The following is a 22,117-nucleotide window of genomic DNA, read 5'->3' as shown; positions in this document are numbered from 1 at the left end:
ACCCGTAGACGCGCACGAATCGTGCATCGACCCCACGCGGCATAGTGACCCCATGGTCCCCATGACGATTGAGGGACGGTTTTGCAACTGCGATGAGGTCGCCTGCGCAGGATTGCGCGCGTGATCGCCGGAATTCACGGCATTTTATTATCAGGAAACCCCGCCCGGCGAATATCCGGACGGGGTTTCGAAAGGAGGCTGTCGCCGCGCGGAGGAGCGTGGCTCCCGGTCAGGCGGCGCCGCTCATGCGTTGCAGCGTGGCGAGCGCGGCGCGAAGCGCGCGTTCGGTAGCTTCCTGGTCCGGCGCCTCGCCGGTGCCGGTGCCGGGGGCGTCGAACAGGCGGTCGGGCGTGACGAGAGCGGCGGACTGGGGCGCTGGCGCCAGAGCCGGACGGGCAAAGGGCGCCGCTTCTGGCGGCTGCTCGCCGAGGATGTCGGCGGCGGGCCTGTCGTCGTCCTGGGCCTCGACCTCGTGCTCGAACTGGATCGCGCGGGCGAAGTTGTGGCGCGGCGCGGCATGGCGCGAGAGGTGGAGGAGCGAGGAATAGCCCTGCGTCAATGCGGCGTCCTCTTCGCTCTCGGAGTCCTCCTCGGCGAAGGGGCTGGCGGGGAAGGGCGCGAACGCGGCGGAGGTATCCACCGACGCCAGGCCGAGCGCGCGCGGCGGAAAGTAGCCCGGCAGCGGTTCGTCTGCGGCGTGGTCGTCGAAAGTCACCGGGCGCAGGCCGGCGGGGACCGGCGCGGAGGGCACTTCGCGGGTGTCCCCGGCCGAGGCGTGGTCGGCGGCGTCGCCCCGGCTGTCGGTCGCCAGCGTCGCGCCCGTGTCCTGTGGACCGGGTTCACTCTCGACCACGGGGGCCGCGAAAGGCGCTGGCGCAGCGAAAGGTGCGGGTGCGAGGCGCTCGAAAGTCGGCGCGTAAGGCGCGGGCGACGGCGGGACCTCGCGCAGCGGCGCAAACGCGACGGCGATGGGGGCGCTTGCGGTCTGAGCGGCGATCTCGGCCGCTTCGGCGGCGAGACGCGCCTGTTCACGCCGCTCGGCCATGGCCAGCGCGAGGCGCTCGAGCAGTTCGACCGGTGACAGGTCGTCGAGGTCGGCCTCGGCGATCCGGCGGGCGGGCGGCGATTCGAGGCCCGGCTCCGCGACCTCTTCGGCGACTTCGGTTTCCTCAACACGTTCGAACTCGGCCGCGGCCGGCGCTTCGATGTCGTCCTTCACGTCGGGGCCGAAGAGGGCTTCGGGAGCGTCCGTCTCTACGGGATCGCCCGAGTGCAGGCGGGGAAGCAGCTTGAAGCCGGGCGCCGGCTCTGCGGCAAGGGCGGCGGCGTCCTGCGCGAGCCGGGCCTGGAACACCTGCTGGAAGACCTGCGCGCCCGCCGGGGTGAAGGGGACGGCATCGGCGTCGTGGTCTGCGAAGTCCGATTCGATTGCCTCGGGCTCGCTCTCGGCCTCGACCCAGGCCGATTCGGGTTCGGCCCAGGCCGGAGCAGGCTCGCCCCATGCCGATTCGGCGTCGAGCCAGGCGGGAAGCGCAGCTTCGGCCTCGGCCTCGTCGATTTCGATGGCGGCGATGTGCGGGCGGAAGGCGGACTGCGCAGGCGCCTCGTCCCCGAAGGCGCCGAGATCGAACTCGGCGACGTTGAGGATCTGCGGGTCGTGGCTGGGGGCTTCGTGGCCGGGGATCGGTGCCCGGTCGTCGTGGGCGGTCAGGTCGTCCTGCGTGTTGAGCGCGAGCGCGCGGCGGCGGCCGGCGACGCGGCCGGGCTTTGGGGTCTCGACCTCGTCGGCAGGCGCGAAATCGACCGATTCGGTCGCTTCCGGCTCGTCGCGGCGCGGCGCGGCCGCAGGGGAAGGCCGGGCGATGCGGCGTGCGGCGACGAAGCCGACCAGCGCGCCGAGCCCGGTAGCCGCCAGGGCCAGGAGGATGCGGGTGGTCGTCCCGAGCGGCGGTGCGGCCATCGGGATCACCCGGTCGATCCCGGCGGCGAGCACGATGCGCTCGATCACGGCCGGGCTGACGACGATGCTGCCGAGGCCGAGCAGCGCCCCGAACCACAGCGCCACGATCGCCGGGAACAGCGGATGGCGGCTGATCGGCTCTGCGCCGGCGGTCCTGCGTTTTTGCTCGGCCACTGAAATACCTCGTGTTGTCTTGATAGGCGGCCGCATGTCAGGCGGCGGCTTCGAGCCCGCTTTGAGCAGCCTATGGTGCCAGCATTTGGTAAACGAGAGGATAACGCTTGGCATTGTACGCCCAGTCATGGCGCGTTTCCACATGCTTGCGCCCCGCGCTGCGGTAGGCGTCCCAGCCCTCGCGCTGCTCGAGCAGGCGCGCGAGCGCATCGGCGCAGGCGGCGGCATCGTCGGGCGCGAACAGCACGCCGGTCTCGCCGTCGGTGATGAGTTCGCGGTGGCCGCCGACGTCGCTGGCGGCGACGAGCTTGCCCTGCGCCATGGCCTCGAGCGGTTTCAGCGGGGTGACGAGGTCGGTGAGGCGGCTGCGCTTGCGCGGATAGGCCATGACGTCGCACAGCGCATAGTAGCGGTCGACCTCGTGATGCGGGACCCGGCCGACGAAGCGGATCGCGGAGGCGGCGGGCGAGGCGGCCGCCTGTGCGCGCAGCGCCTCTTCGCGGGGGCCGCCGCCGACCAGCAGCAGCCGTGCCCCCGGCTGGCGCGCGACGAGCGCGGGCATCGCCTCGATCAGCACGTCGAGGCCCTCGTAGTCGTAGAAGCTGCCGATGAAGCCGATCACGGGGTCCGACGGGTCGAAGCCGAGTTCGCGGACGAGGTCCGCGTCGCGGGGCAGGGGGCTGCCGAACAGGTCGAGGTCGACGCCGTTGGGCGCAACGGTGATCTTCTCCGCCGGCGTGCCGCGCGCGACGAGATCGCGGCGCAGGCCTTCGCAGATCGTCACCACCGCGTCTGCCGAGCGCACCACATGGCTTTCGAGCATCCGGGTGAGCCGGTACTTGAGCGAGCCTTGCGTGCCGGTGCCGTTGCCGACCGCCGCGTCCTCCCAGAAGGCGCGGATCTCGTAGACCAGCGGGATGCCGTGCCGCCGCGCCACGCGCAGCGCCGCCTGGCCGCACAGCACGGGAGAGTGGGCATGGATCACGTCGGGCCGCCATTCCCGGACCACCCGCTCGATCCCTTCGGCGAACAGGGCGATCTCGCGCCATTCGCGCAGGCCCGGCAGTCCGGTGACCCCGGAATTCCCGGATTGCCCGCCGGCGCGGTGGAAGATCAGCCCGTCGTGCTCTTCCACCTCGCCCTCGTCCGCATTGTAGCGCGGGCCGGTGACGCTGCGCACCTCCAGCCCCAGCGCCGCCTGGGCCTTGAGGATGGCGCGGGTGCGGAAGGTGTAGCCGCTGTGGATCGGCAGCGAGTGGTCGAGGACGTGGAGAATGCGGGTCATGACGGGTTTCCTAGCTTGCGAACGCTTAACGCGCCGTCAACCCGGCCTTGCTACCAGCGCTCCCCATGGTCGACATCCTCGCCCTTTCCCTGTCGCACGGACTGCTGCTGCTCGCCGCCTGGCGCCTGCTGTCGCGGCCCGACCTCGACGTGGAAGTGCGCGGCGCACCCGCAGAGACGCCGGCAGCCACGCCGCCACCGACCCGCGGCGGGCGCCGGGTGATGCGCACGGGCCGCGAATCGCCGCCCGAGCCCGGCGCCGAATCGGGCGCCGATGCTTAACCTCGCGCTCACCGGGTTCTTCGCCGCTCTCATCGTGCTCGGCTTCAGGCGGCCGTTCCTGTGGGTGGTGTGCTATCTCTACATCGACATCGTCGCGCCGCAGATCATCTCGTGGGGTTTCCTCACGCGCATGCCGACCTCGCTGATCGCTTTCGCCGCGGCGTTCCTCGGCTGGATCGTGTTCGACGACAAACGCGATTCGCGCTTCACCTGGCGGCAGGGCCTGCTCTGCGCGCTGCTGCTTTACTGTGCCATGACCACGCTGACTGCCGACTATCCGGTCGAGGCGCTGACCAAGTGGTCGTGGGTGTGGAAGGCGCTGGTCTTCGCGATATTCCTGCCGCTCACCCTGCGCACGCGCCTGCGGATCGAGGCGGTGGCGCTCGCCATGGTGCTTTCCGCGAGCGCGCTCATCATCGACGGCGGTATCAAGACCGCGATGGGCGGAGGCGGCTACGGCGCGCTACGCATCTTCGTCGAGAACAACACCGGGCTCTACGAGGGCTCGATCCTGTCCTGCGTGGCGATCGCGATCATTCCGCTGGCGCTGTGGCTGGCGAAGTACGGGACGATCTTCCCGCCCGACTGGCGCGTCTGGACTTTCACCGCAGCGTTGATCTTCGCCTGCGCACTGATTCCGGTGGGGACGCAGGCGCGCACCGGCCTCGTGTGCCTTGGCATCCTCTGCGTGCTCTACCTGCGGACCGCCAAGCACCGTTTCCTCATCTCGGGCGGCATGGCGCTGGCCCTCATGATCGCGATGCCGTTCCTGCCGCAGTCATTCCTGGCGCGCATGAACACGATCGAGGACCACCAGTCCGACCAGTCCGCCGGCACCCGCCTCGGCGTCTGGAAGTGGACGATGGGCTATGCGAAGGAGCACCCGCTGGGCGGCGGTTTCGAAGTCTACATCTCGAGCCGCGTGTCCTACGACACTATCACCACCCAGAAGGACGGGGGCACCGCGACGGTGACGCGCGGCCACGTCGTCGAGGAAGGCCGCGCCTTCCACTCCAGCTACTTCGAGATGCTGGGCGAGCAGGGCTATCCCGGCCTCGCGCTGTGGCTGGTGCTGCAGGTCTCGGGCCTCGTCCAGATGGAGGTGATCCGTCGCCGCTGGAGGAAGCGCACCGGGCCGGACGAGGCATGGGCCGCCCCGCTCGCGGTGGCGCTGCAGCTGGCGCAGGTCGTCTACCTGATCGGCTCGCTGTTCGTGGGCATCGCCTTCCAGCCCTTCATCCTGATGCTGATCGGGCTTCAGTGCGGCTTGTGGAGCTACCTCAAGCGGATTTCGCAGCCCGCCCCCGAGGCGCGCAAGGCGCCGCGCACCATGCAGGTGGGCACGGCGTCGGCGGGTTAATTTGCGGCGTGGGTAAAATCGTTTGCAAAATATGCCCGACGATCCTTAACATTAACCAGCATTCGCCGTTATCGTCTGCAATGGCGCGGTTCGCGCGCCACGGCACAGGGCTTTGGCGGATATTGGCCTACGGGACTTTCCTGTGTTTACGGCAAATTAACCTTTAACCATCATTGGTCATATGGTTAATACACGGCAATGTCCGTAAACGGCGAGCGAAAGCGGCCAGCGGGCATCTAGGGGCAAGAAGGGACTACCGACCCATGCGAGTGCTGCTGATCGAGGATGAACCGACCACGGCCCGGGCTATCGAGCTCATGCTGACCGCGGAAGGCTTCAACGTCTATTCGACCGATCTGGGCGAGGAAGGCCTCGATCTGGGCAAGCTGTACGATTACGACATCATCCTGCTCGATCTCAACCTGCCCGACATGCACGGCTACGACGTGCTCAAGAAGCTGCGCGTCGCCAAGGTGCAGACGCCGGTTCTGATCCTGTCGGGCATCTCGGAAATGGACAGCAAGGTCCGCTCGTTCGGCTTCGGCGCGGACGACTACGTGACCAAGCCGTTCCACCGCGAGGAACTGATCGCCCGCATCCACGCCGTCGTGCGCCGCTCGAAGGGCCACTCGCAGTCGGTCATCCGAACCGGCAAGCTGGTCGTCAATCTCGACGCCAAGACCGTCGAGGTCGATGGCGCCCGCGTCCACCTGACCGGCAAGGAATATGCGATGCTCGAGCTGCTCAGCTTGCGCAAGGGCACCACGCTGACCAAGGAAATGTTCCTCAACCACCTCTACGGCGGCATGGACGAGCCCGAACTGAAGATCATCGACGTCTTCATCTGCAAGCTGCGCAAGAAGCTCGCGCATGCCTGCGGTGGCGCCAACTACATCGAGACCGTATGGGGCCGCGGATACGTCCTGCGCGATCCGGACGAGGCTGCCGAAGCGGCCTGACCTCCTCCTACCCTGCACCCCTTGCAGGACGATAGGCGGCCTGCCCTCACGGCGAGGCTGCCGAAGCGGCCTGACCTCCTCCTACCCTGCACCCCTTGCAGGACGATAGGCGGCCTGCCCTCACGAGGGGCGGGCCGTTTGTTTTTGGGGAATGCCGGTCGAACGTCGTCCCCGCGAAGGCGGGGATCGCTGGGAACCCTTAAGGCGAGAGCTTGCCGACAGCCAACCGCGAGCGAACGCCCAGCCTCGAGTGGGCGCGGCCCTGCCAGCGGCCCCGATCAAGTCCAGGACGACGTCAGACCAGCAGCGCCACCACCGACAGCATCGCCGCCGTCACCACCGCGTTGAGCGCCATGCCCAGGCTCGCCATGGCCCCGGCGACGGGGTCCACCTGAAACGCCCGCGCCGCGCCGATGCCGTGCGCGGTGACACCCAGCGCAAAGCCGCGCGCGCGGTAGTCGCGCAGGCCCAGCGCATCGAGCAGCGGCGTGGCGATCATCGCGCCCACCACGCCCGCGAACAGCACGATCACCGCCGCGAGCGCGGGAATGCCGCCCAGTTGCCCAGCCACCGCCATGGCGACCGGCGTGGTCGTCGCGCGCGGGGCGATCGAGGCGAGGATGTCGCGCGGGGCGCCGAGCAGCGCCATGATGCCCACGGCGCTGACGATCGAGGTCACTGCGCCGGCGCCCAGCGCCAGCGCGATCGGCACCGCCAGCCGGCGGATGCGGACCCGCTCGGCCCAGACCGGCACGGCGAGGCCGACCACCGCGGGGCCGAGCAGGAAGCTGAGCGGCATCGTCGCTGCCTTGTAGATAGCATATGGCGTGCCTGTCGCCAGCAGCAGGCCGATCAGCACCGGGGTCGACCACAGGACCGGATGGCACAGCGGGTGTCGCCCGCTGTGCTGCGAGGCGGTGTCGAACAGCTCGAACACGCCGATCGTCAGCGTCAGCCACAGCAGCGGCGCCGCGAGCAGCGCGGGTTCGTTCACGCCTCGTCTCCGGGTACGAATCGGAGGATCGCCCAGCGGAACACCAGCGCGGTCACCGCCAGCGTCAGCACGGTGGACAAGACGGTCGCCGCCGCCAGCCCCGGCCCGTAGCGCGAGAGCACCGCGCCTTCATCGACCAGTCCCACCGCGGCGGGGACGAACATCACCGCGAGATGCGCGGTCAGCCAACCCGAGACCGCCACCAGTCCGGGCCTTTCGCGCGGGACCAGCGCCAGCCAGCCTACCAGCAGGACCATCCCGATCACCGCGCCTGGCAAGGCTAGGCCGGTCAGCCGGTGGATCACCTCGCCGGCAAGCTGGCACGACAGGAGCAGGAGAATGGCGCGGAGCATCGACCGATAGAGCAGGGCCGGGCCCCTGCTGGCAACCGCATTTCGGGTTAAGAAAGTCGCGCCGCGCAACTACGGGAATTCCTGGATTCGAAAATCGGTGCGGGTACCGCACTGGTTCGGCCGCGCCGAACCGGACATCGGATCCACCATTTCATTGACCCGCGCGCGCGGTAATGTCAGTGGCGCGCGCCATGACGGCACACAAACCCGGCGATCCGACCACGCTCAACCGCCTCTACGGCCGCTCCAAGGGCAAGCCCCTGCGCGCCGGACAGCAGGGACTCGTCGACGACCTGCTCCCGAAGATCGCGATGCCCGCGGAAGGCCCGATAACCTCGCAGGTGCTGTTCGGCGACGATCGCCCGCTGCACTTCGAGATCGGCTTCGGCGGCGGCGAGCACATGGCGGGCCGCGCCGACATGCTGCCCGACCATGGCTTCATCGGCGCCGAACCGTTCCTTAACGGCGTCGCCCAGGCGCTGCTCCACGTCAGCGGGGATAACGGCGCGCATCCGCCGATCGGCAACGTGCGCATCCACCACGGCGACGCGCTCGAAGTGCTGGCGCGCATTCCCGACGGCTCGCTCTCGTTCGTCTACCTGCTCCACCCGGACCCCTGGCCCAAGGCGCGCCACGCCAAGCGGCGGATGATGAACGAGGGGCCGGTCAACATGATCGCCGCCAAGCTCAAGCCCGGCGGTGAGTTCCGCTTCGGCACCGACCATGCGGTCTACCTGCGCCATGCGCTGATGGTCATGCAGCGCCACACCGACCAGTTCGAATGGCTCGGCGACAAACCCCGCGATTTCCAGGTCCGCCCCGGCGGCTGGCCGGAAACGCGCTACGAGCACAAGGCCCGCACGGTCTACAACCACGAGGTCTGGTACTTCCGCTACCGCCGGAAGTAAGCGAACCGCGCAAGCCCCTCGCCATCACCGGGACCCGTGGTTAGGACAGACACGACAAGGGAACCGCAGAAGGGGCGCGAAGTGGTGCAAACGAAGACGGCCGGGGCCGGGGGCATGCAGGTCTACCGCCAGAACGCGCGCGTGCTCACCGCGAGCCTGGTCGGCACAGCCGTCGAGTTCTACGACTTCTACATCTACGCCACCGCTGCCGCGCTGGTGTTCGGACCGCTGTTCTTCCCGTCCGATTCGGCGACGGTGCAGCATCTGGCGGCCTATGCCAGCTTCGCCATCGCCTTCATCGCCCGGCCCGTGGGCGCGACGCTGTTCGGTCATTTCGGCGACCGGGTGGGGCGCAAGTCCACGCTGGTCGCCTCGCTGCTGCTGATGGGCGGCGCGACGGTGCTGATCGGCGTGCTGCCGACCTACGCCTCGGTCGGATGGCTGGCGCCGCTGCTGCTGTGCACGATGCGCTTCGCACAGGGGCTCGGCCTCGGCGGAGAATGGGGCGGCGCGGCGCTGCTGGCGGTGGAGAACGCACCGCCGGGCTATGCCGCCCGCTTCGGCATGTTCCCGCAGCTGGGCGCCCCGGTCGGCTTCTTCGCCGCCAACGGCCTGTTCCTGATCCTCAGCGCGACGCTGAGCGAGGCGGACTTCATCGCCTGGGGCTGGCGCATCCCGTTCCTGCTCAGTTCGGTCTTGGTGGGCCTCGGCCTGTGGATCCGCTTCCGCCTGAGCGAGAGCCCGGTGTTCGAGGCCGAGAAGGAAGACCTGCACCGCTCCATCCCGATCGTCGAGCTGTTCCGCACCCACCTGCGCGAGACGATTGCGGGGACCTTCGCAGTGATCGCCTGCTTCGCGCTCTACTATCTCGCGACGACGTTCGCGCTCGGGTACGGCACCGGCACGCTGGGCTATGACCGCCAGACTTTCCTTGGGGTCCAGCTCTTCGCGATCCTGTTCATGGCGGTGGGCATCGTCTTCGCGGGCTATGCCGCCGACCGGCATTCCTCGCGAGGAGTGCTGATGGCCGGGTGCTTCCTGGCCATCGTCATCGGCGTCATCATGGGCCTGATGTTCGCGGCCGGGTCGCTGACGATGATCGGCGTGTTCCTGTGCCTCGCGCTGTTCACCATGGGGCTGGTCTACGGGCCGATCGCCGAGCTCCTGCCCCGCCTGTTCGATGCGCGGGTGCGCTACACCGGCGCCTCGATCGCCTTCAACGTCGGCGGCATCTTCGGCGGCGGCTTCGCGCCTGCCATCGCGCAGGGACTGGCCGACAGCGGCGGCGTGCTGTTCGTCGGGCTCTACATCTCGGGCGCGGCGCTGCTGAGCCTGGCGGGGTTGGCCGCGATTCGCGTGAAGGGCTGAGCGAAATCCTCCCCATCCCTGCGGGACAGGGAGGCTTCAGGTCAGAGCCGCGCCAGCATCTGCAGCGAGGCGGAGAAGTAATCCGTATCCAGCATCGCGGGAGCGGCGCCGCCGATCAGCCGTGAAGCGATTGCCGTGCCGCCGTTCGAGAGCGGATAGTTCGCCTCCTCGCCGGTGACCACGTCGACCCATGCCGGGATCGGGCGGTGCTGCGCGAGGCAGGAACGCCACCAGTCGGCGACCGGCTGGACCAGGCCGGCCCGACCGCCGACCACCGCGTAGAGCGGGATACGGATGGCGTCGTAGCTGAAGCGCGGCGGCTTGGCGGGGGCGGGCGCCACGTCGTTCCGGCCGGTCACCACCACCCAGTCGGCGGGCAGGTGGCGCACACCGAAATGCGAAAGGCGGGTGATCGCCTCGCAGTCGCGGATCACCCCGCCCCAGGTCGAGGCGCCGTCGAGCTTGGCGAAATGGTCTAGCGCAGGCCACACGAAGTACGAGGGGTTGAGCATGACCTGCCCCGGATCGTCGAAGCCGACGATGCCGGGCAGCAGCAGCTGGCGTCCGAAGCGCGAAACGACGCAGTGGGTGTGGATCGCCTGCCGGATTTCGGCGGCTCGCTCGAGCCACGCGGACTGCGACCAGCGTTGCCCCGCGAGCGCGAGCGCCCAGGCGATCACGAGATCGCCGTCGGTGGCATTGTTGGGATCGGACACCGGCACTGCCTGGCGCGGATCGTAGCGCCACGAATGGAGCGCCATGTCTTCGCGGCCCAGGGTATTCTGCGTCCACGCGGCGATGCGCTCGAAGGCCTCGCGGTCGCCCGCGCGCAGGGCGAGGATCAGGCCGTAGCTCTGGCCTTCGCTGTGGCTGATGCGGCCGTTGCCGGTGTCGACGACGCGGCCCTCGGGCGCGACGAAGCGGTCGCGCCACTGGGTCCAGAACGAGTCGGTGACCTGCTGGGTACGCCCCTGGCTGGTACCGGTGTTGCAGGCAGCGGTGACGGCCATCAGCATCCCCAGCGAGAACGTTCGGCGATCGACGATGGGCAGGGCAATCTTGTTTTCAGCGACCATGACGAAGCTCGAGAGTTTCCCCTTTCCACTCGGCGGTGGTGCGCAGCGCCGGGCCGCTGCCCAGCACCCGGAACCAGCTGTCGTAGGCGCCTTCCAGCACGCCGAGCAGCATCCGGGCCCAGTTGCCGTGGGGATCGGGCGCCATATTGGTGGGCAGTTCGCGGTGGCGCACGACGATCGCCTCGTTGCCGAGCGCGAGTTCGATCTCGCCCCAGTCGAGCGCATGCCAGAATGCATTGATCCGCGCGGCCAGCACCGAGGCGTCGTTGACGCCCTCGAGCGGCTCGATCGCGGCCATGCGGCGGCCTATCGCAAGGAAGAAGCCGTGCGCCTGCGCTTCGGGCACGCCTTCGCACACTTCGGCGGCCATCGAGATCGCCATCAGCGCGAGACCGCCCGCGCCGGTGCCTCCGGGGCCCTGCCGTGCCTGGGGGAATGCCTGCATCTTCATTACTTGGTGCTCCCGAAGCTCTGGCGGACGCCGAGCATGCTGCGGAATTCGTCGTAACTGCCGAAGGTATTGTAGCTCAGGTCGCCGCCGATCCGGGTACCCGGATTGAGCTTGTAATAGAGCGAGCCCTGCGCCGAGAGCGCGAAACCGGTCTTGCTGAGGCTGTCGTATTCCGAACGCACGTCGTCGTTCTGGGCTTTCAGCGCATCCAGTTCGGCCTGGGCGAGCAGGTCGGTCGGGTAGAGCGGGCTTTCGTCTTCCCGGTAGCTCTGGAAGCCGGGCGTGAACGAGGCGGTCGCATCCCAGCGCGCGTCGTTCAGGGTGTAGTTCACCGGGAAGCCGACCGAGATGAAGCTCTGCGGGCTGAAGTAGCCGCCGTTGCCGAAGGTGAAGTAGTTCTGGCTCTTGTCGTAGCCCTGGTAGTTGACGTTGAGCCCGACGGTGACTGCCGAGTGCGCCCCGCGCCACGCCTCGAGATAGCCGCCGACATTGGCCTCGAAACCGTCGTTCTTGGCGACGTTGGTGCCGCGGAAGCGGTAGTAGCGGCCCTCGCCGTACACGCCGCTGCCGTTCTCGTCGTAGGACATGCCGAGCCCCGCGCCGGTGCGCATGACCTGGCCCCAGCGCTCGCCGGTGCCGGCCTCGCCGCCTTCGCCGGTGACGGGATCGCGGGTGACGACATCGCGCGTGCCGGCGTAGGAGATCACCGAATCGGTCACCGGCTTGCGCTCGGCAAAGGCGGTGGCGCGCAGGCCCGGGCTGAGTTCGGGAGTGACGGCGAGGCGGCCCGCGAACTTGGTCTTGCCCATGCCGACCGGCGTCGTGCCGGCCTCGATCTGCACCGAATCGCTTTCGTAGCCGACGGAGAAGGCGACGCCCGACGCCTGCTGGCTATCGGCATTGACCAGCGGCGAGGGAAGCTCGTCGACGATCGCCTGCGCTTCCGGCGTGGCGTTGCCCCCGAAGCGGGCGAGGCCCGAGCCGTTCGGGCGGCCGGCGTCGGCGACGGTGGCCTCGGCCTTGACGAAGACGCGGCCGCGAAGCGCACCGGTCGAGAACTTGGCGGAACCCTTGATCTCGTCCATCTGCGAGAGGCCTTCCTCGCCCGAGCGGGCGCGGTAGGCGGTCTGGACATCGACGCGCGGGCCGCTGTCGTGTGCGAGGCTGTCGATCTCGGTCTGGATCTGGGTCATCACCGGGTCGCCGGCATACGCGACCGGGACCTGCGGAGCGTAACCGCCGCCGACCGGGAAGCCGCCCTGCGCCGGCGTGGGCGCGGCGGCGGCAATGCTGGTCGGCGAGGCATAACGGTCGGGCGCCGAGAACGAGGTCTGCGGCTGGACGCCGTAGCCGCCGAAGCCGCTCTGCGCGGCGGGGGCGATGGCGGGGGCAGCGGCGTAGCTCGCCTGCGGGGCGGCGTAGGCGAAGCCGGAGGTCGGGGCAGCCTGCGGATAGGCGTCGGGCAGGCGGGTACCGCCGCCGAGCGCGAAGGGGTTCACCTGCGGTGCGGCGACCGGGCCCTGGTTGCGGAACGGGTTGGCCCCGCCCTGCACGCTGGCATTGGCGAACGGGTTGCCGCCCATCGCCATGCCCGCGCCGTTCTGGCGGGCGTAGAGTTCGCGCGCCTCCTTGAGCATGCTCGCCGCCGCGCGGTCGTTGCCGCGGGCACGCTCGACATTGGCGAGAGCCATGTGGACGCGGTAGTCCCGTCCATAGGACTGCAGCACCTGCCGCTGCGCCTGCTTGGACAGGTCGCTGTCGCCGGCCGCCTGCGCGGTGTCGGCAAGGCCGAGCAGCGCGTCCTTGTCGCCGGGCTTGCGCGCCAGCACCAGCTGGTAGCTCTGCGCCGCCTTCGCGGGCATGCCGCCGGTCTGGTACAGCCGTGCGAGGCCGGAGAGGATCTCGGTGTTGTCGGGCGCGGCGGCGTAGGCCTGCTGGAGGATGTCGAAGCTCTCGGCGTAGCGGCCGCCGGTGCGTGCGGCATCGGCCTGACTCACCATTAACCCGGCGCTAATGCGGGCATAAGCGCGCTGGCCGTCGGCGGAACTGCCCGCGAGCTGCCCGGCACGCTGGAGCGCCAGCTGGGCAAGATCGTCGCGGCCGGTGCGGGCGAGGACGCCGATCAGGCCTTCGTAGTCGTCGATGGTGTCGATGCGGCCGTTCAGCGCGCTTTCCGCGACCTGCGAGGCGCCCTGCGTATCACCGAGGTCGAACAGCGCATTGGCGACGGCGGCCTGCTTGCCGGCGGGTACCGAAGCCATCGCGCCTAGCTGGCGCATCGCCGAGATCGCCTGGGTCTGCTGGCCGCTCGCCGCCATGGCGCGGGCGCGGGCGATGGCGGAATCGGTCTTCACGCTGATCGCGAGATTGCGCATCGGCGCGGTGCGCTGGGCCTCGGGGATCATCGAGATCAGGCGGTCGGCCTCTCCCGAACGGCCGAGGTCGTTGTTGAGCAGGGCGGCGGCGTAGAGCGAATCGGGCTGGCCGTTGGTCGCCAGCGAGCGGATCAGGGATTCCGCCTCGGGCACGCGGCCGCGCTCGATCTGGAACTGCGCGAACTCGTAGCGAATCCACGGATCGCTCGGATCGAGCACGAGGCCGCTCTGGAATTCACGGGTGGCGCCGAGGTCGTCGCCGCGCTCGGCGGCGGCGAGGGCGCGGCCGCGCGTGGCGCGCAGCTGCAGGCGCTTGTCGTCCGCCGCGCTGCCGCCGCCGGCGCTTCCGGCCTGGCGGTAGAGGTCGGCGGCGTCGGCGTAGCGGCCCTGTCGTTCGTAGATGTCGGCCAGCACTTCGAGCGCCGGGCCGGGCTCCTTGTAGCCCGAGCGCACGAGGCTCTCGGTCTTGGCCTGCGCTTCGGCAAGGCGGTTCTGGCCGACCAGCGCGCGGGCGTCCTCGACACCGGCGAAGAATCGGGCGGAAGCAAGGCCCTCGGCCCACTGGCTGGCCTTGCCGGCCTGCGAGGCCTGTTGCAGCAGGCTCGAGGCTTCGGCGAACTGGCCTTCGCGCAGGCGCACGAGGCCGAGTCCGCCCAGCGCGTCGGGGTCGCGGCGATTGACGGCGAGCGCGCGCTGGAACTGCGAGGCGGCGGAAGCGAGGTTACCGTCTTCCAGAGCATCGAAACCGGACACGCGGGCGCGGCCGGCGCGGTCGGCGGCGGAGACCGGGGCGGGGGCGGCCGGCTTGGGGGCAGCCGGCCGGGGAGTCGCGGCGGCGACACGGGCGGGAGCCGGCGCCGGGGTCGGCCTGGCGGCTACCGGTTTAGGGGCTGCCTTGGGTGCGGGCTTGGGAGCGGGCGCGGCGGCGCTCTTGAGCGCCGGGTGGTTCGGGTCGAGCGCGCGGGCGCGGCGCAGGGCCTGCTGGGCGAGGTCCTCGCGCCCCTTCGAACGCCAGTACTGGGCCTGCTTGACCAGCGCCTCGACCCCGGCGGCCTGGGCCTGCGCGGTGGCCGGCAGCGCGGCGGCGACGAGCCCCGTGGCGGCGGTCGAGAGCAGCAGGGCCAGGCCCAGTTTCCCGGTGCGGCCGACGAGGCCGGGGGCGGGGCGCTTCAGGGTCGTGAGGCGGGTCATGCGTGGTCGTCCTTGCGGCCCAGGCGGCGTTGTGCCTGACGGCGGAAGTAGAGGTAGGCCGGGCCGGCGAGGATCGCCGCCAGCACGAGGGTGAACAGGCCCAGGAGCATCGGGCGCTGGCTCGTCCAATAGGCGAGCTTCATCCAGATCGGCAAGGACCCGACCCAGTAGCGCTCGGTGATCGCGAAGCTGGTCATGCCGTCGCCGCGGGTCACTGCGAGGTCGCCCTGGACGGCGGCATTGATCTTCGCATCGTTCAGGCCCTCGACCAGGGCCGGCAGGGCGCCGCCGTCGTCGGCGAGCAGCGCGACCACGGTACGGTCCGAGGCATAAGGCGAGCGGAAGCTGACGATGCCCGAGAAGCCGCGCGCGTCGTAGACGAGCGGGGCGGCGGCCATGGGGTCATCCTGCTGGGTGCCGCCGAACAGCGAGGTCACGTATTGCAGCGGCGAGCGCTCGGCGACGCGCAGGCGGCCGTTCTCCCAGCGCACCGGGGCATTGGCGAACATGTCCGCGCCCGCAAGGCCGGTGCCGCCGACGACGAGGACGTCCTGCGTCGAGAGCTGGTCGGCGTCGATGGTCGAGGTCACCGTCACCGCCGTCACCGGAACGCCGGTGGAGTCGCCGAAGCGGCCCATCAGCGTAAGGAACGCCTCGACCGAGGCCATCGACGGGTTCTCGGCGACGACCACGGTGGTCTGCGCGAGATCGGGGCTGGCGGTGAAGGGGAAGCCGGCGCCCGCGAAAGTCGCGAGGTCGGGCATCATGATCGCGTGGTAGGCGCTGGTGAGGTCGATCGTGCTGGTCGGGTCGATCGAGACGCGCACGTTCTCGGGCAGGGTGCCGGTGCACTTCTTCTTGTCGGCGATGATGAGGTTGTAGTCCATCGTCAACTCGTTCTGGCCGAACAGGTTGTAGCGAGGGAGGATCACCGAGGCGTCGGAATCGTAGCTCTTGGCGCCCGATGCGCTGAACAGGCCGCTCCACCACTTGGCGCCGAGCGGCAGGGTCTTGAGGTACTGGCCGTTGATCGAGACGTCGAGGCGCGAGGCGCGGCGGTCGAGCCACTGCGCGATCGGGTAGCGGTAGGTCAGGTTGAGCTTGCCGCCTTCGCGCGGCCAGAAGAACAGGTCGGGCGAGACGCGGAACTGGGTCGAGAGCGGCCCCGGCGGCAGGCCCATGCCCTGGAGCCGGTAGCTGTCCATGATCGAGCCAAGCTCGACCGGCTTCTCGGTCGAGAGCCAGCGCAGCGCGCCGTAGCGCGGCCATGCGGGAATGCGCACGCCGTCGAAGGACATGCGCTGGCCGCCGAATACCCCGCGCCCGAGCGCGATGGCGGCGGCGGCGGTGCGCAGTTCGTCGTCGTTGCGGCCCATGATGACGAGCAGGGTGCCGTTGGGGTCGTTCGGGTTGCGCACCGCAGCGGCCGAGGCGCCCGAAGGTCCGGGGATGTCGAGGCCGGGGATCGACTGCCCGCCCTTGAGGAACACGATGGCATTGCCGCGCGGGATCTGGCCGACGACCGGCTTGAACGAGAAGCCGCGATAGCTGGCTTGCGCGCCGAGCCAGCTGGCGGTGGCGGCGGCGGCCTGCAGTTCACCCGCGCGCGGCTGGGCGGCGAAGACGAAGGGCATGCGCAGCGGCACGTTCTGGCCCTTGTCGAAGAACGGCAGCGGCAGGCGCGAGAGGTCGGGGACGTAGGGCAGCGGCTGGTAGTTGAAGTCGAACCACGAGCGCGTGTTGCTGATGTTGGCCCAGAGCGACGAGTGGAACGGGTCCTCGCAGTCGCGGGCGTAATGGCCGATCAGGCGCAGGTTGACCTGGTTGTCGCCGGGGAGGAACAGCGCCGGGTTCACGGGCACGTCGATGACCTGCCCGGCCGAGTTGGCGCGGGTCAGGCGGATGGTCTGCACGACCTCGCCGTTGACGATGACGACCATCTGGCTGAGGTCGTCGAGCATCGAGGGTGACCAGGCCAGCTGCAGGCGCAGCACGGCGCCGGTGACGACGCGGTCCTGGCGCATGCCGAAGGGGACGCCGATTTCGCCGCGGGTGCCCTGGAGGCGGATCGGGCGGGAGATGCGAAGGTCCTTGAGCGTCAGGCGCTCGGCCAGGCCGCCCGAAGGCGCGGCGACGCCCGGAGCGGCGCCGGGCGCAGCGGCGTCGCGGGCCGGCTGCGCATGGACCTCGGTGGTGCCCAGCAGGAGGCCGGCTGCACCGATCACGACGGCAGCGGCGAGCGCGGCGGCCTTGGCGACGGGGGCCCAGGACTTGCCCTCATTCTTTGCGGCTTCCTTGGCCTGCGCCTCTGCGGCCGCTTTCTTGGCGGCGTCGATGCGGCGCATCACGCGGCGCTCGGCGAAGTTCAGTCCCAGCATGCGCTTCAAGGTCACCATGTCCACCCGGATGATATCTGCAAGGGAGCGCAGGCCGGAAACCGACTTGCGCGGGCCGGCGGCCTGCCACGCATCGGCGCGGCCCATGACGGCGCGTACGAGGTGGCGGCCGGCGAGGATGTCGAGCTTTTCGAAACGCACGTAGGCGTTCTCGGCATTGGTGCGCATCGTCTCGACCGGGATCGACAGGACCTCGTCACCCATGGCCAGCGTGATATGGCGCACGGTACGGTCCTTGGTCGGCAGTTCGGCGGGCAGGCACAGCGCCGCGCCGCCCATCGAGATGTCGATGGTGCGCGCCGGGACGACGTGGCCCGAGGCGAGGTAGGCGGTGACCGGCAGGTCGACCGGGATGCGGATGTCGACGCGGGCCTGGCGGGTCTCGCGGGCGACCGAGACGGCGGCCAGCAGGATGATGAGGCTGAACGTGGCCCAGGCGACGTTGAGCACCAGCGTGTCGGTCTGGATGTTGAACAGGTAGGGGAAGAACGCCCATTTCACCACCGACAGCGCGATCCCGAAGACCACTAGCGCGATACAGATGATGTGCGGCTTGACGACGTCCCAGTCGAAGTAGGTCTTGTCGAGCAGCGAGCCCTTGTCGGTCACGTTGAACTTGCCCTTGCGCGGCTGGAACCAGGTCATGACCGTGGGCTTGACGAGGTGGAAGCACAGGATCGTCTCGTAGACCTCGCCCCAGAACGGCGGGCGGTCGGAGCCTTGGGTTCGCTCGTTCGCCACGGCCGAGCAGTAGAGGTGCGGCATGGCATAGGCGAAGATCAGCGAGGCCGAGGCCTGGATGATGTTCTGGCCGAAGATCAGGTAGGCGAGCGGGCTGGTCAGGAAGACGATCCGCGGCAGCGGATACTGGAAGTGCAGCATCGCGTTCAGGTAGCAGAGGCGCTGCTGCCAGGTCAGGCCGCGGCCCATGAGCGGATTGTCGATGCGCAGGATCTGGGTCATGCCGCGCGCCCAGCGGATGCGCTGGCCGACGTGGAGGACGAGGCGCTCGGTGGCGAGGCCGGCCGAGAGGCGCGCGCTGATGTACGCGGTGTTCCAGCCGGTGCGCTGCAGCTTGAGCGCGGTGTGCGCGTCCTCGGTCACGGTCTCGCCTGCGAAGCCGTTGGTTTCCATCAGCGCCTCGCGGCGGATGATCGCGCAGGAACCGCAGAAGAAGGTGGCGTTCCACAGGTCGTTGCCGCCCTGGACGGCGCCGTAGAACAGGTCGCCCTCGCCGGCCATGTCGCCCATGGTGGAGTGCAGGTTACGCTGCACCGGATCGGGCGAATACATGTGGTGCGGGGTCTGGATCAGCGCCAGGCGCGCATCCTGCTGGAACCAGCCGACGCTGAGCTGCAGGAAGGCGCGGGTCGGCACGTGGTCGCAGTCGAAGATCGCGATCAGCTCGCCGTCGGTCTTCTTCATCGCCGCGTTGAGGTTGCCCGCCTTGGCGTGCAGGTTGTTGTCGCGGGTGATGTAGCCGCAGCCGGCTTCCTTGGCGAAAGCCCGGAATTCCGGGCGCTTGCCGTCGTCGAGGATGAACACGCGGTAGCGGTCAACCGGATAGTCGAGGTCCTGCGCAGCGAAGACCGTGTTGCGCACGATCTCGAGGCTCTCGTTGTAGGTCGGGATGTAGATGTCGACGGTGGGCCAGGTGTCGGGGGTGCCCTCCGGCTCGATCACCGGGCGCTCGAGCGGCCAGCTGGTCTGGAGGAAGCCGAGCATGAGGATGACCCAGGCGTAGAGTTCCGCCAGGTAGAGGCCACCGCCGAAGACGAACTCGGGCAGGGTGCCGAACGAGAGCGTCTGGGTGGTGCGCCAGAAGATGTATCGGGTCGACACCAGGATCGCGAGCACGCCGAGCGCGAGTGCACCCTTGCGGCCTTTCCAGCGACGCAGCAGCAGGGCGCCGAGCATGGTCACCCCGGCGCAGGCCCACTGTGCCTTGCCGTCGAGCGGCACGCCGATCACCAGTGCGGCGATCAGGACGATGGGCACGATCGCGGCGTAGCGTAAGGCCTTGGTCGAGGTGAGGTTGGCGATCATGCGGCGCGGCTCGTGGAGGCGGGAGCAGCCGCGGAAGCGCCGCGCGCCACCCAGGGACGGCCGGGCGTCTCGAGGGCGGGGACGAGCGCGGCGCCGATGGCGCGCACGTCGTTCAGGGCAGCGCTGGAGGGTGCATAGCGCGCGAGCGGCTGGAGCATCGCCATCGCTTCGGGGACCGCTTCGTCGAGGCGGACGCGGCCGAGCAGGCGCGAGCCCACCAGTTCGCGGATGAAGGCGGCGGAGTGTCGCGAGAGGCGGCGCGTTTCGTCCAGCGCGTTGATGGCGAAGGTCGTGCGCGCGATGGTCTCGGCGCTCGCCTCGCCCAGGGCCTGCGGCAGCAGCGCGAGCGTGTCGGGCGCGGCGTTGAGGACGCACAGGTTGGCGCTGGCGTGCGGGATGATGCGGCGGGCAAAGGCGAATTCATGCGCGGGCACGTCGATCACCATGACGCGATCCGCGCCCGGCTCGAGGTAGCCGAGGTCGAGCAGGGTCGGGACGAAGTCCGGGTCGTCCACCGCCTTGACGTGGCTGCGCAGGTTGATCCCGCTGGCCACCACGGCGTCCTCGGCAGGCGCGAACAGCGAGGGCAGGGTGATCGAGGGCTGCAGGCCGAAGTGGAGCGGCATGCTGTCGCGCGGGGCGACGGTCAGCACGGTGACCTCGGCCCCGGCTTCGGAGAGCGCCATGGCGACATGCGCCGAGGTGAAGGTGATGCCGGCTCCGCCCTTGAGTCCGTGGCAAACGATGACGGCCATCAGATTTCTCCCCGCGAACCTAGATCGGACAAGTGGCGCAGCATGGCGCGCACGTCCTGCGGCTGCGCCCCGCGTCGGTCGGCGCCCTGCGGGGAGGCCGGTCCCTGTCCGTAGCGGCTGAACAAGGCGCTCAGCGGTTCGGCGCCCGCCGTCATCGCCTCGATCGGCGTGGCGAGCTCGGCGGCCGGTTCGGCTGGAGCATTCTGTGCTGCGGCGTCGGCCTGGTCGATGGCCTGCAGGCGCGGATCGCGCAGCAGGGCCTCGAGGATCGGCCACAGCTCGAGCTCGGTAAAGCGGTCCTCGAATTCCTTGTAAGCAAAGTCGTTCTTACCAAGTCGGTCGAGAAGATTTCTGGCATCGATGCGCATAGTAACCCCCGTATCAACACGTATTTTCTGCACAAACAATGGTTAAGAAAGCGTTGTCGACACGAAACGGCTCATCGATTCAGGAGGCGTGCGCGCGGCAGGAAACCACCGGATCGGCGGATTTCCGACCATCGCGACGCCCCGGCGCGATGGTGAACCGTGCAATCCTTTGCATATTTAACACGTCATGTAACGGGCAAATAGCGTGCTCGAACTCGCGAATCAGGTGAAAATACGCGGGGCCGTGCAGGAAGGACGGGCAAGGAATTGCCGGGTATGACGCGTGCTCAATGGAACCGGTTAATACCGACGAAGGATTCGCGGCATGATTGAACCTTCGCCAAGGACCGCCCAGCCGCAGGAACGGGCGCCTCCGCAGGCGCTCGCCAAGGCCGGGCAGGATGGCGCTTCGGCTCCCGCCGGCGATCGCCTCTGCCACCGTGAGCAGGTGGAGATGATGGCGCGCTTCCGGCGGAACATCACCAGCACCACCGTCATGCTCAAGGACCTGACGCGCTTCGGTGCCAGGGTGGAAGGCGTGGGGGCGCTGGAAATCGACGAGATGGTCACGCTCTCGCTGCCCGGGTGTCGCCCCACGCTGGCCTTCGTCGCGTGGGCCAACGCGCACTGCGCCGGGCTGGAATTCGTGGAGCCGCTCGCCGATCCCCTGTTCGGCGAGCTTGTGGCGCGCTACGGGCTCAGCGCGGAGCGGGTGGAGACCTGACCGGTCACGAGACCGCCGGTTCGAGCAGCCGGATGGTCCCGGCATCCGCGTCGATCTCGGCCATGGCGCCGACCGGGATGCTCACCTGCCCCGCGACATGACCGATCATCGCGCCCTGGAACGCCGGCACGCCCAGGCCTGCGAACCGCCGGTCGAGCACTTCGTAGACGGTGAAGTTGGAGAAGCCGCCGTCCGGGTTCTCGCAGTGGGTGCATTGGCCGAAGACCACGCCCGCCACCTTGCCCAGCACGCCCGCCAGCGCCAGCTGGGTCAGCATCCGGTCGATCCGGTACTCGGACTCGTTGGTTTCCTCGACGAACAGGATCGCCCCTTCGAAGTCCGGGAGCCAGGGGGTCCCCACCAGCGCGCTCAGCACCGATAGGTTGCCGCCCAGCAGCCGCCCGCGCGCCTTGCCGCCACGGAAGGTCTTCACCGGAGCCTCCCGCCCGCCGAGGTTCGCTCCTGCATAGGCGGCGAGCGAGTAGGTCGGCATCGTCCCCTCGAACGCGACCTGCCGGAACGCCTCCCACGCCGCCGGCGGCCACGAGGCCGAGGCGTTGGGCCCGTGGATGGACACCACTCCTGCTTTCGCCAGCGCCAGGCACAGCGCGGTATTGTCGCTGAAACCCGCGAACAGCTTTGGCCTGCGGGCGATGGCCGAGAAGTCAAGGTACGGCAGCAGCCGCGCCGAGCCGTAGCCGCCGCGCACCGCCATCAGGCCCCGCACGCTGTCGTCGCCGAACATCGCCATAAGGTCGCGCGCACGCACCTCGTCGGAGCCCGCCAGATAGCCCTCGCGCGTGGTCAGGTGCGGGGCGAAGCGCGGCTCCAGCCCCATGGCGCGCACGGTCGCCGCGATCTCGTCGAGGCCGAAGCGGTCGGCCACGAAGCCCGCCGGAGCGATCAAGCCGAGCACGTCGCCATTGCGCAGGCGCGGGGGGCGGACCATATTCCGAGGAACCGGCGCCGGCGCCGCGTGCGCGAGAGCCCCCAGGCCCGACAGCGCGCAAAGCCCGCCGCCGATCTCTGCAAGTGCGCGCCTGCGCGCGACGGCTCTGGTGGTGAACGGCCCGATAGTCATTCCTGCAAGCCT

At 69.4% G+C, this 22,117-nt stretch carries 17 protein-coding genes; 6 read left to right on the top strand and 11 right to left on the bottom strand.

Annotated features, from left to right (window positions below):
* Positions 1 to 229 precede the first annotated feature (229 nt).
* Positions 230 to 2,134 carry a hypothetical protein gene (locus AC07M9_RS19485; protein ID WP_494886081.1) on the bottom strand — a complete coding sequence of 635 codons (1,905 nt, stop codon included), beginning with the start codon at positions 2,132 to 2,134 and terminating at the stop codon, positions 230 to 232.
* 70 nt (positions 2,135 to 2,204) lie between these two features.
* Positions 2,205 to 3,419, bottom strand: coding sequence for a TIGR04063 family PEP-CTERM/XrtA system glycosyltransferase (locus AC07M9_RS19480; RefSeq protein ID WP_494886079.1), 1,215 nt, complete (start codon positions 3,417 to 3,419; stop codon positions 2,205 to 2,207).
* 65 nt (positions 3,420 to 3,484) lie between these two features.
* On the opposite strand from AC07M9_RS19480, the gene AC07M9_RS19475 reads away from it, so the two are divergent.
* The 3 genes from AC07M9_RS19475 to ctrA all read left to right on the top strand — a co-directional run bounded on the left by AC07M9_RS19475 (position 3,485) and on the right by ctrA (position 6,019).
* The gene (locus tag AC07M9_RS19475) at positions 3,485 to 3,700 is read left to right on the top strand and encodes a hypothetical protein (RefSeq protein ID WP_494886077.1); all 216 of its coding nucleotides are present in this window, start codon (positions 3,485 to 3,487) and stop codon (positions 3,698 to 3,700) included.
* The gene (locus AC07M9_RS19470) at positions 3,693 to 5,060 is read left to right on the top strand and encodes a putative O-glycosylation ligase, exosortase A system-associated (RefSeq protein ID WP_494886076.1); all 1,368 of its coding nucleotides are present in this window, start codon (positions 3,693 to 3,695) and stop codon (positions 5,058 to 5,060) included. The genes AC07M9_RS19475 and AC07M9_RS19470 overlap by 8 nt, the downstream gene beginning before the upstream one ends.
* A 263-nt stretch (positions 5,061 to 5,323) precedes the next feature.
* Positions 5,324 to 6,019: a response regulator transcription factor CtrA gene (gene ctrA, locus AC07M9_RS19465; RefSeq protein ID WP_007688003.1), complete on the top strand. Its 696-nt coding sequence runs from the start codon at positions 5,324 to 5,326 to the stop codon at positions 6,017 to 6,019.
* A gap of 295 nt (positions 6,020 to 6,314) precedes the next feature.
* Here the strand turns inward: ctrA and AC07M9_RS19460 are convergent, their stop codons facing one another.
* Entirely contained in the window at positions 6,315 to 7,013 is a 699-nt protein-coding gene (locus AC07M9_RS19460) for an LrgB family protein (protein WP_494886075.1), read from the bottom strand.
* Positions 7,010 to 7,366: a CidA/LrgA family protein gene (locus tag AC07M9_RS19455; protein WP_494886073.1), complete on the bottom strand. Its 357-nt coding sequence runs from the start codon at positions 7,364 to 7,366 to the stop codon at positions 7,010 to 7,012. Before AC07M9_RS19455 ends, AC07M9_RS19460 begins: the two co-directional genes overlap by 4 nt.
* 191 nt (positions 7,367 to 7,557) lie before the next feature.
* Between AC07M9_RS19455 and trmB the strand changes: the two genes are divergently transcribed.
* Both trmB and AC07M9_RS19445 read left to right on the top strand, forming a co-directional pair.
* Positions 7,558 to 8,274, top strand: a complete 717-nt coding sequence (trmB, locus tag AC07M9_RS19450; protein ID WP_494886072.1) for a tRNA (guanine(46)-N(7))-methyltransferase TrmB — start codon at positions 7,558 to 7,560, stop codon at positions 8,272 to 8,274.
* Positions 8,275 to 8,388: 114 nt separating this feature from the next.
* On the top strand, positions 8,389 to 9,642 hold the full coding sequence (locus tag AC07M9_RS19445; RefSeq protein ID WP_494886110.1) for an MFS transporter: 1,254 nt from the start codon (positions 8,389 to 8,391) through the stop codon (positions 9,640 to 9,642).
* Between the two features lie 41 nt (positions 9,643 to 9,683).
* Here AC07M9_RS19445 and AC07M9_RS19440 read toward each other — a convergent pair whose 3' ends face one another.
* From AC07M9_RS19440 to AC07M9_RS19415, 6 genes are read right to left on the bottom strand one after another with little or no spacing between them, the layout of a single operon-like run.
* Positions 9,684 to 10,718 (bottom strand): family 8 glycosyl hydrolase, encoded by a 1,035-nt coding sequence (locus AC07M9_RS19440; RefSeq protein WP_494886071.1) that lies wholly within the window; start codon positions 10,716 to 10,718, stop codon positions 9,684 to 9,686.
* Complete coding sequence (bcsD, locus tag AC07M9_RS19435; RefSeq protein ID WP_494886070.1) at positions 10,708 to 11,169, bottom strand: cellulose biosynthesis protein BcsD; 462 nt, start codon at positions 11,167 to 11,169, stop codon at positions 10,708 to 10,710. The genes AC07M9_RS19440 and bcsD overlap by 11 nt, the downstream gene beginning before the upstream one ends.
* The gene (locus AC07M9_RS19430) at positions 11,169 to 14,735 is read right to left on the bottom strand and encodes a cellulose biosynthesis protein BcsC (protein ID WP_494886068.1); all 3,567 of its coding nucleotides are present in this window, start codon (positions 14,733 to 14,735) and stop codon (positions 11,169 to 11,171) included. The genes bcsD and AC07M9_RS19430 overlap by 1 nt, the downstream gene beginning before the upstream one ends.
* Positions 14,732 to 19,177, bottom strand: coding sequence for a UDP-forming cellulose synthase catalytic subunit (gene bcsA, locus AC07M9_RS19425; protein WP_494886066.1), 4,446 nt, complete (start codon positions 19,175 to 19,177; stop codon positions 14,732 to 14,734). The genes AC07M9_RS19430 and bcsA overlap by 4 nt, the downstream gene beginning before the upstream one ends.
* The gene (locus AC07M9_RS19420; RefSeq protein WP_494886064.1) at positions 19,174 to 19,932 is read right to left on the bottom strand and encodes a cellulose synthase operon protein YhjQ/BcsQ; all 759 of its coding nucleotides are present in this window, start codon (positions 19,930 to 19,932) and stop codon (positions 19,174 to 19,176) included. Before AC07M9_RS19420 ends, bcsA begins: the two co-directional genes overlap by 4 nt.
* The gene (locus tag AC07M9_RS19415; protein ID WP_494886062.1) at positions 19,932 to 20,300 is read right to left on the bottom strand and encodes a hypothetical protein; all 369 of its coding nucleotides are present in this window, start codon (positions 20,298 to 20,300) and stop codon (positions 19,932 to 19,934) included. Before AC07M9_RS19415 ends, AC07M9_RS19420 begins: the two co-directional genes overlap by 1 nt.
* A 325-nt stretch (positions 20,301 to 20,625) precedes the next feature.
* On the opposite strand from AC07M9_RS19415, the gene AC07M9_RS19410 reads away from it, so the two are divergent.
* Positions 20,626 to 21,024: a hypothetical protein gene (locus AC07M9_RS19410; protein ID WP_494886061.1), complete on the top strand. Its 399-nt coding sequence runs from the start codon at positions 20,626 to 20,628 to the stop codon at positions 21,022 to 21,024.
* 4 nt (positions 21,025 to 21,028) lie between these two features.
* Here AC07M9_RS19410 and AC07M9_RS19405 read toward each other — a convergent pair whose 3' ends face one another.
* Entirely contained in the window at positions 21,029 to 22,105 is a 1,077-nt protein-coding gene (locus AC07M9_RS19405; protein ID WP_494886059.1) for a S66 peptidase family protein, read from the bottom strand.
* Positions 22,106 to 22,117: the final 12 nt, after the last annotated feature.

The organism is Novosphingobium sp. GW821-FHT09E05, assembly GCF_059416165.1.
This window is presented reverse-complemented; position numbering and strand designations above follow the sequence as displayed.

Excerpts from the sequence above, each read along its gene's own strand:
- AC07M9_RS19445 (WP_494886110.1), top strand. The coding sequence starts at position 8,389 with ATGCAGGTCTACCGCCAGAACGCGCGCGTGCTCACCGCGAGCCTGGTC.
- AC07M9_RS19470 (WP_494886076.1), top strand. The coding sequence starts at position 3,693 with ATGCTTAACCTCGCGCTCACCGGGTTCTTCGCCGCTCTCATCGTGCTC.
- bcsD (WP_494886070.1), bottom strand. The coding sequence starts at position 11,169 with ATGAAGATGCAGGCATTCCCCCAGGCACGGCAGGGCCCCGGAGGCACC.
- AC07M9_RS19440 (WP_494886071.1), bottom strand. The coding sequence starts at position 10,718 with ATGGTCGCTGAAAACAAGATTGCCCTGCCCATCGTCGATCGCCGAACG.
- AC07M9_RS19420 (WP_494886064.1), bottom strand. The coding sequence starts at position 19,932 with ATGGCCGTCATCGTTTGCCACGGACTCAAGGGCGGAGCCGGCATCACC.
- AC07M9_RS19410 (WP_494886061.1), top strand. The coding sequence starts at position 20,626 with ATGATTGAACCTTCGCCAAGGACCGCCCAGCCGCAGGAACGGGCGCCT.
- trmB (WP_494886072.1), top strand. The coding sequence starts at position 7,558 with ATGACGGCACACAAACCCGGCGATCCGACCACGCTCAACCGCCTCTAC.
- AC07M9_RS19415 (WP_494886062.1), bottom strand. The coding sequence starts at position 20,300 with ATGCGCATCGATGCCAGAAATCTTCTCGACCGACTTGGTAAGAACGAC.
- bcsA (WP_494886066.1), bottom strand. The coding sequence starts at position 19,177 with ATGATCGCCAACCTCACCTCGACCAAGGCCTTACGCTACGCCGCGATC.
- AC07M9_RS19430 (WP_494886068.1), bottom strand. The coding sequence starts at position 14,735 with ATGACCCGCCTCACGACCCTGAAGCGCCCCGCCCCCGGCCTCGTCGGC.
- AC07M9_RS19475 (WP_494886077.1), top strand. The coding sequence starts at position 3,485 with ATGGTCGACATCCTCGCCCTTTCCCTGTCGCACGGACTGCTGCTGCTC.
- ctrA (WP_007688003.1), top strand. The coding sequence starts at position 5,324 with ATGCGAGTGCTGCTGATCGAGGATGAACCGACCACGGCCCGGGCTATC.
- AC07M9_RS19455 (WP_494886073.1), bottom strand. The coding sequence starts at position 7,366 with ATGCTCCGCGCCATTCTCCTGCTCCTGTCGTGCCAGCTTGCCGGCGAG.
- AC07M9_RS19405 (WP_494886059.1), bottom strand. The coding sequence starts at position 22,105 with ATGACTATCGGGCCGTTCACCACCAGAGCCGTCGCGCGCAGGCGCGCA.
- AC07M9_RS19480 (WP_494886079.1), bottom strand. The coding sequence starts at position 3,419 with ATGACCCGCATTCTCCACGTCCTCGACCACTCGCTGCCGATCCACAGC.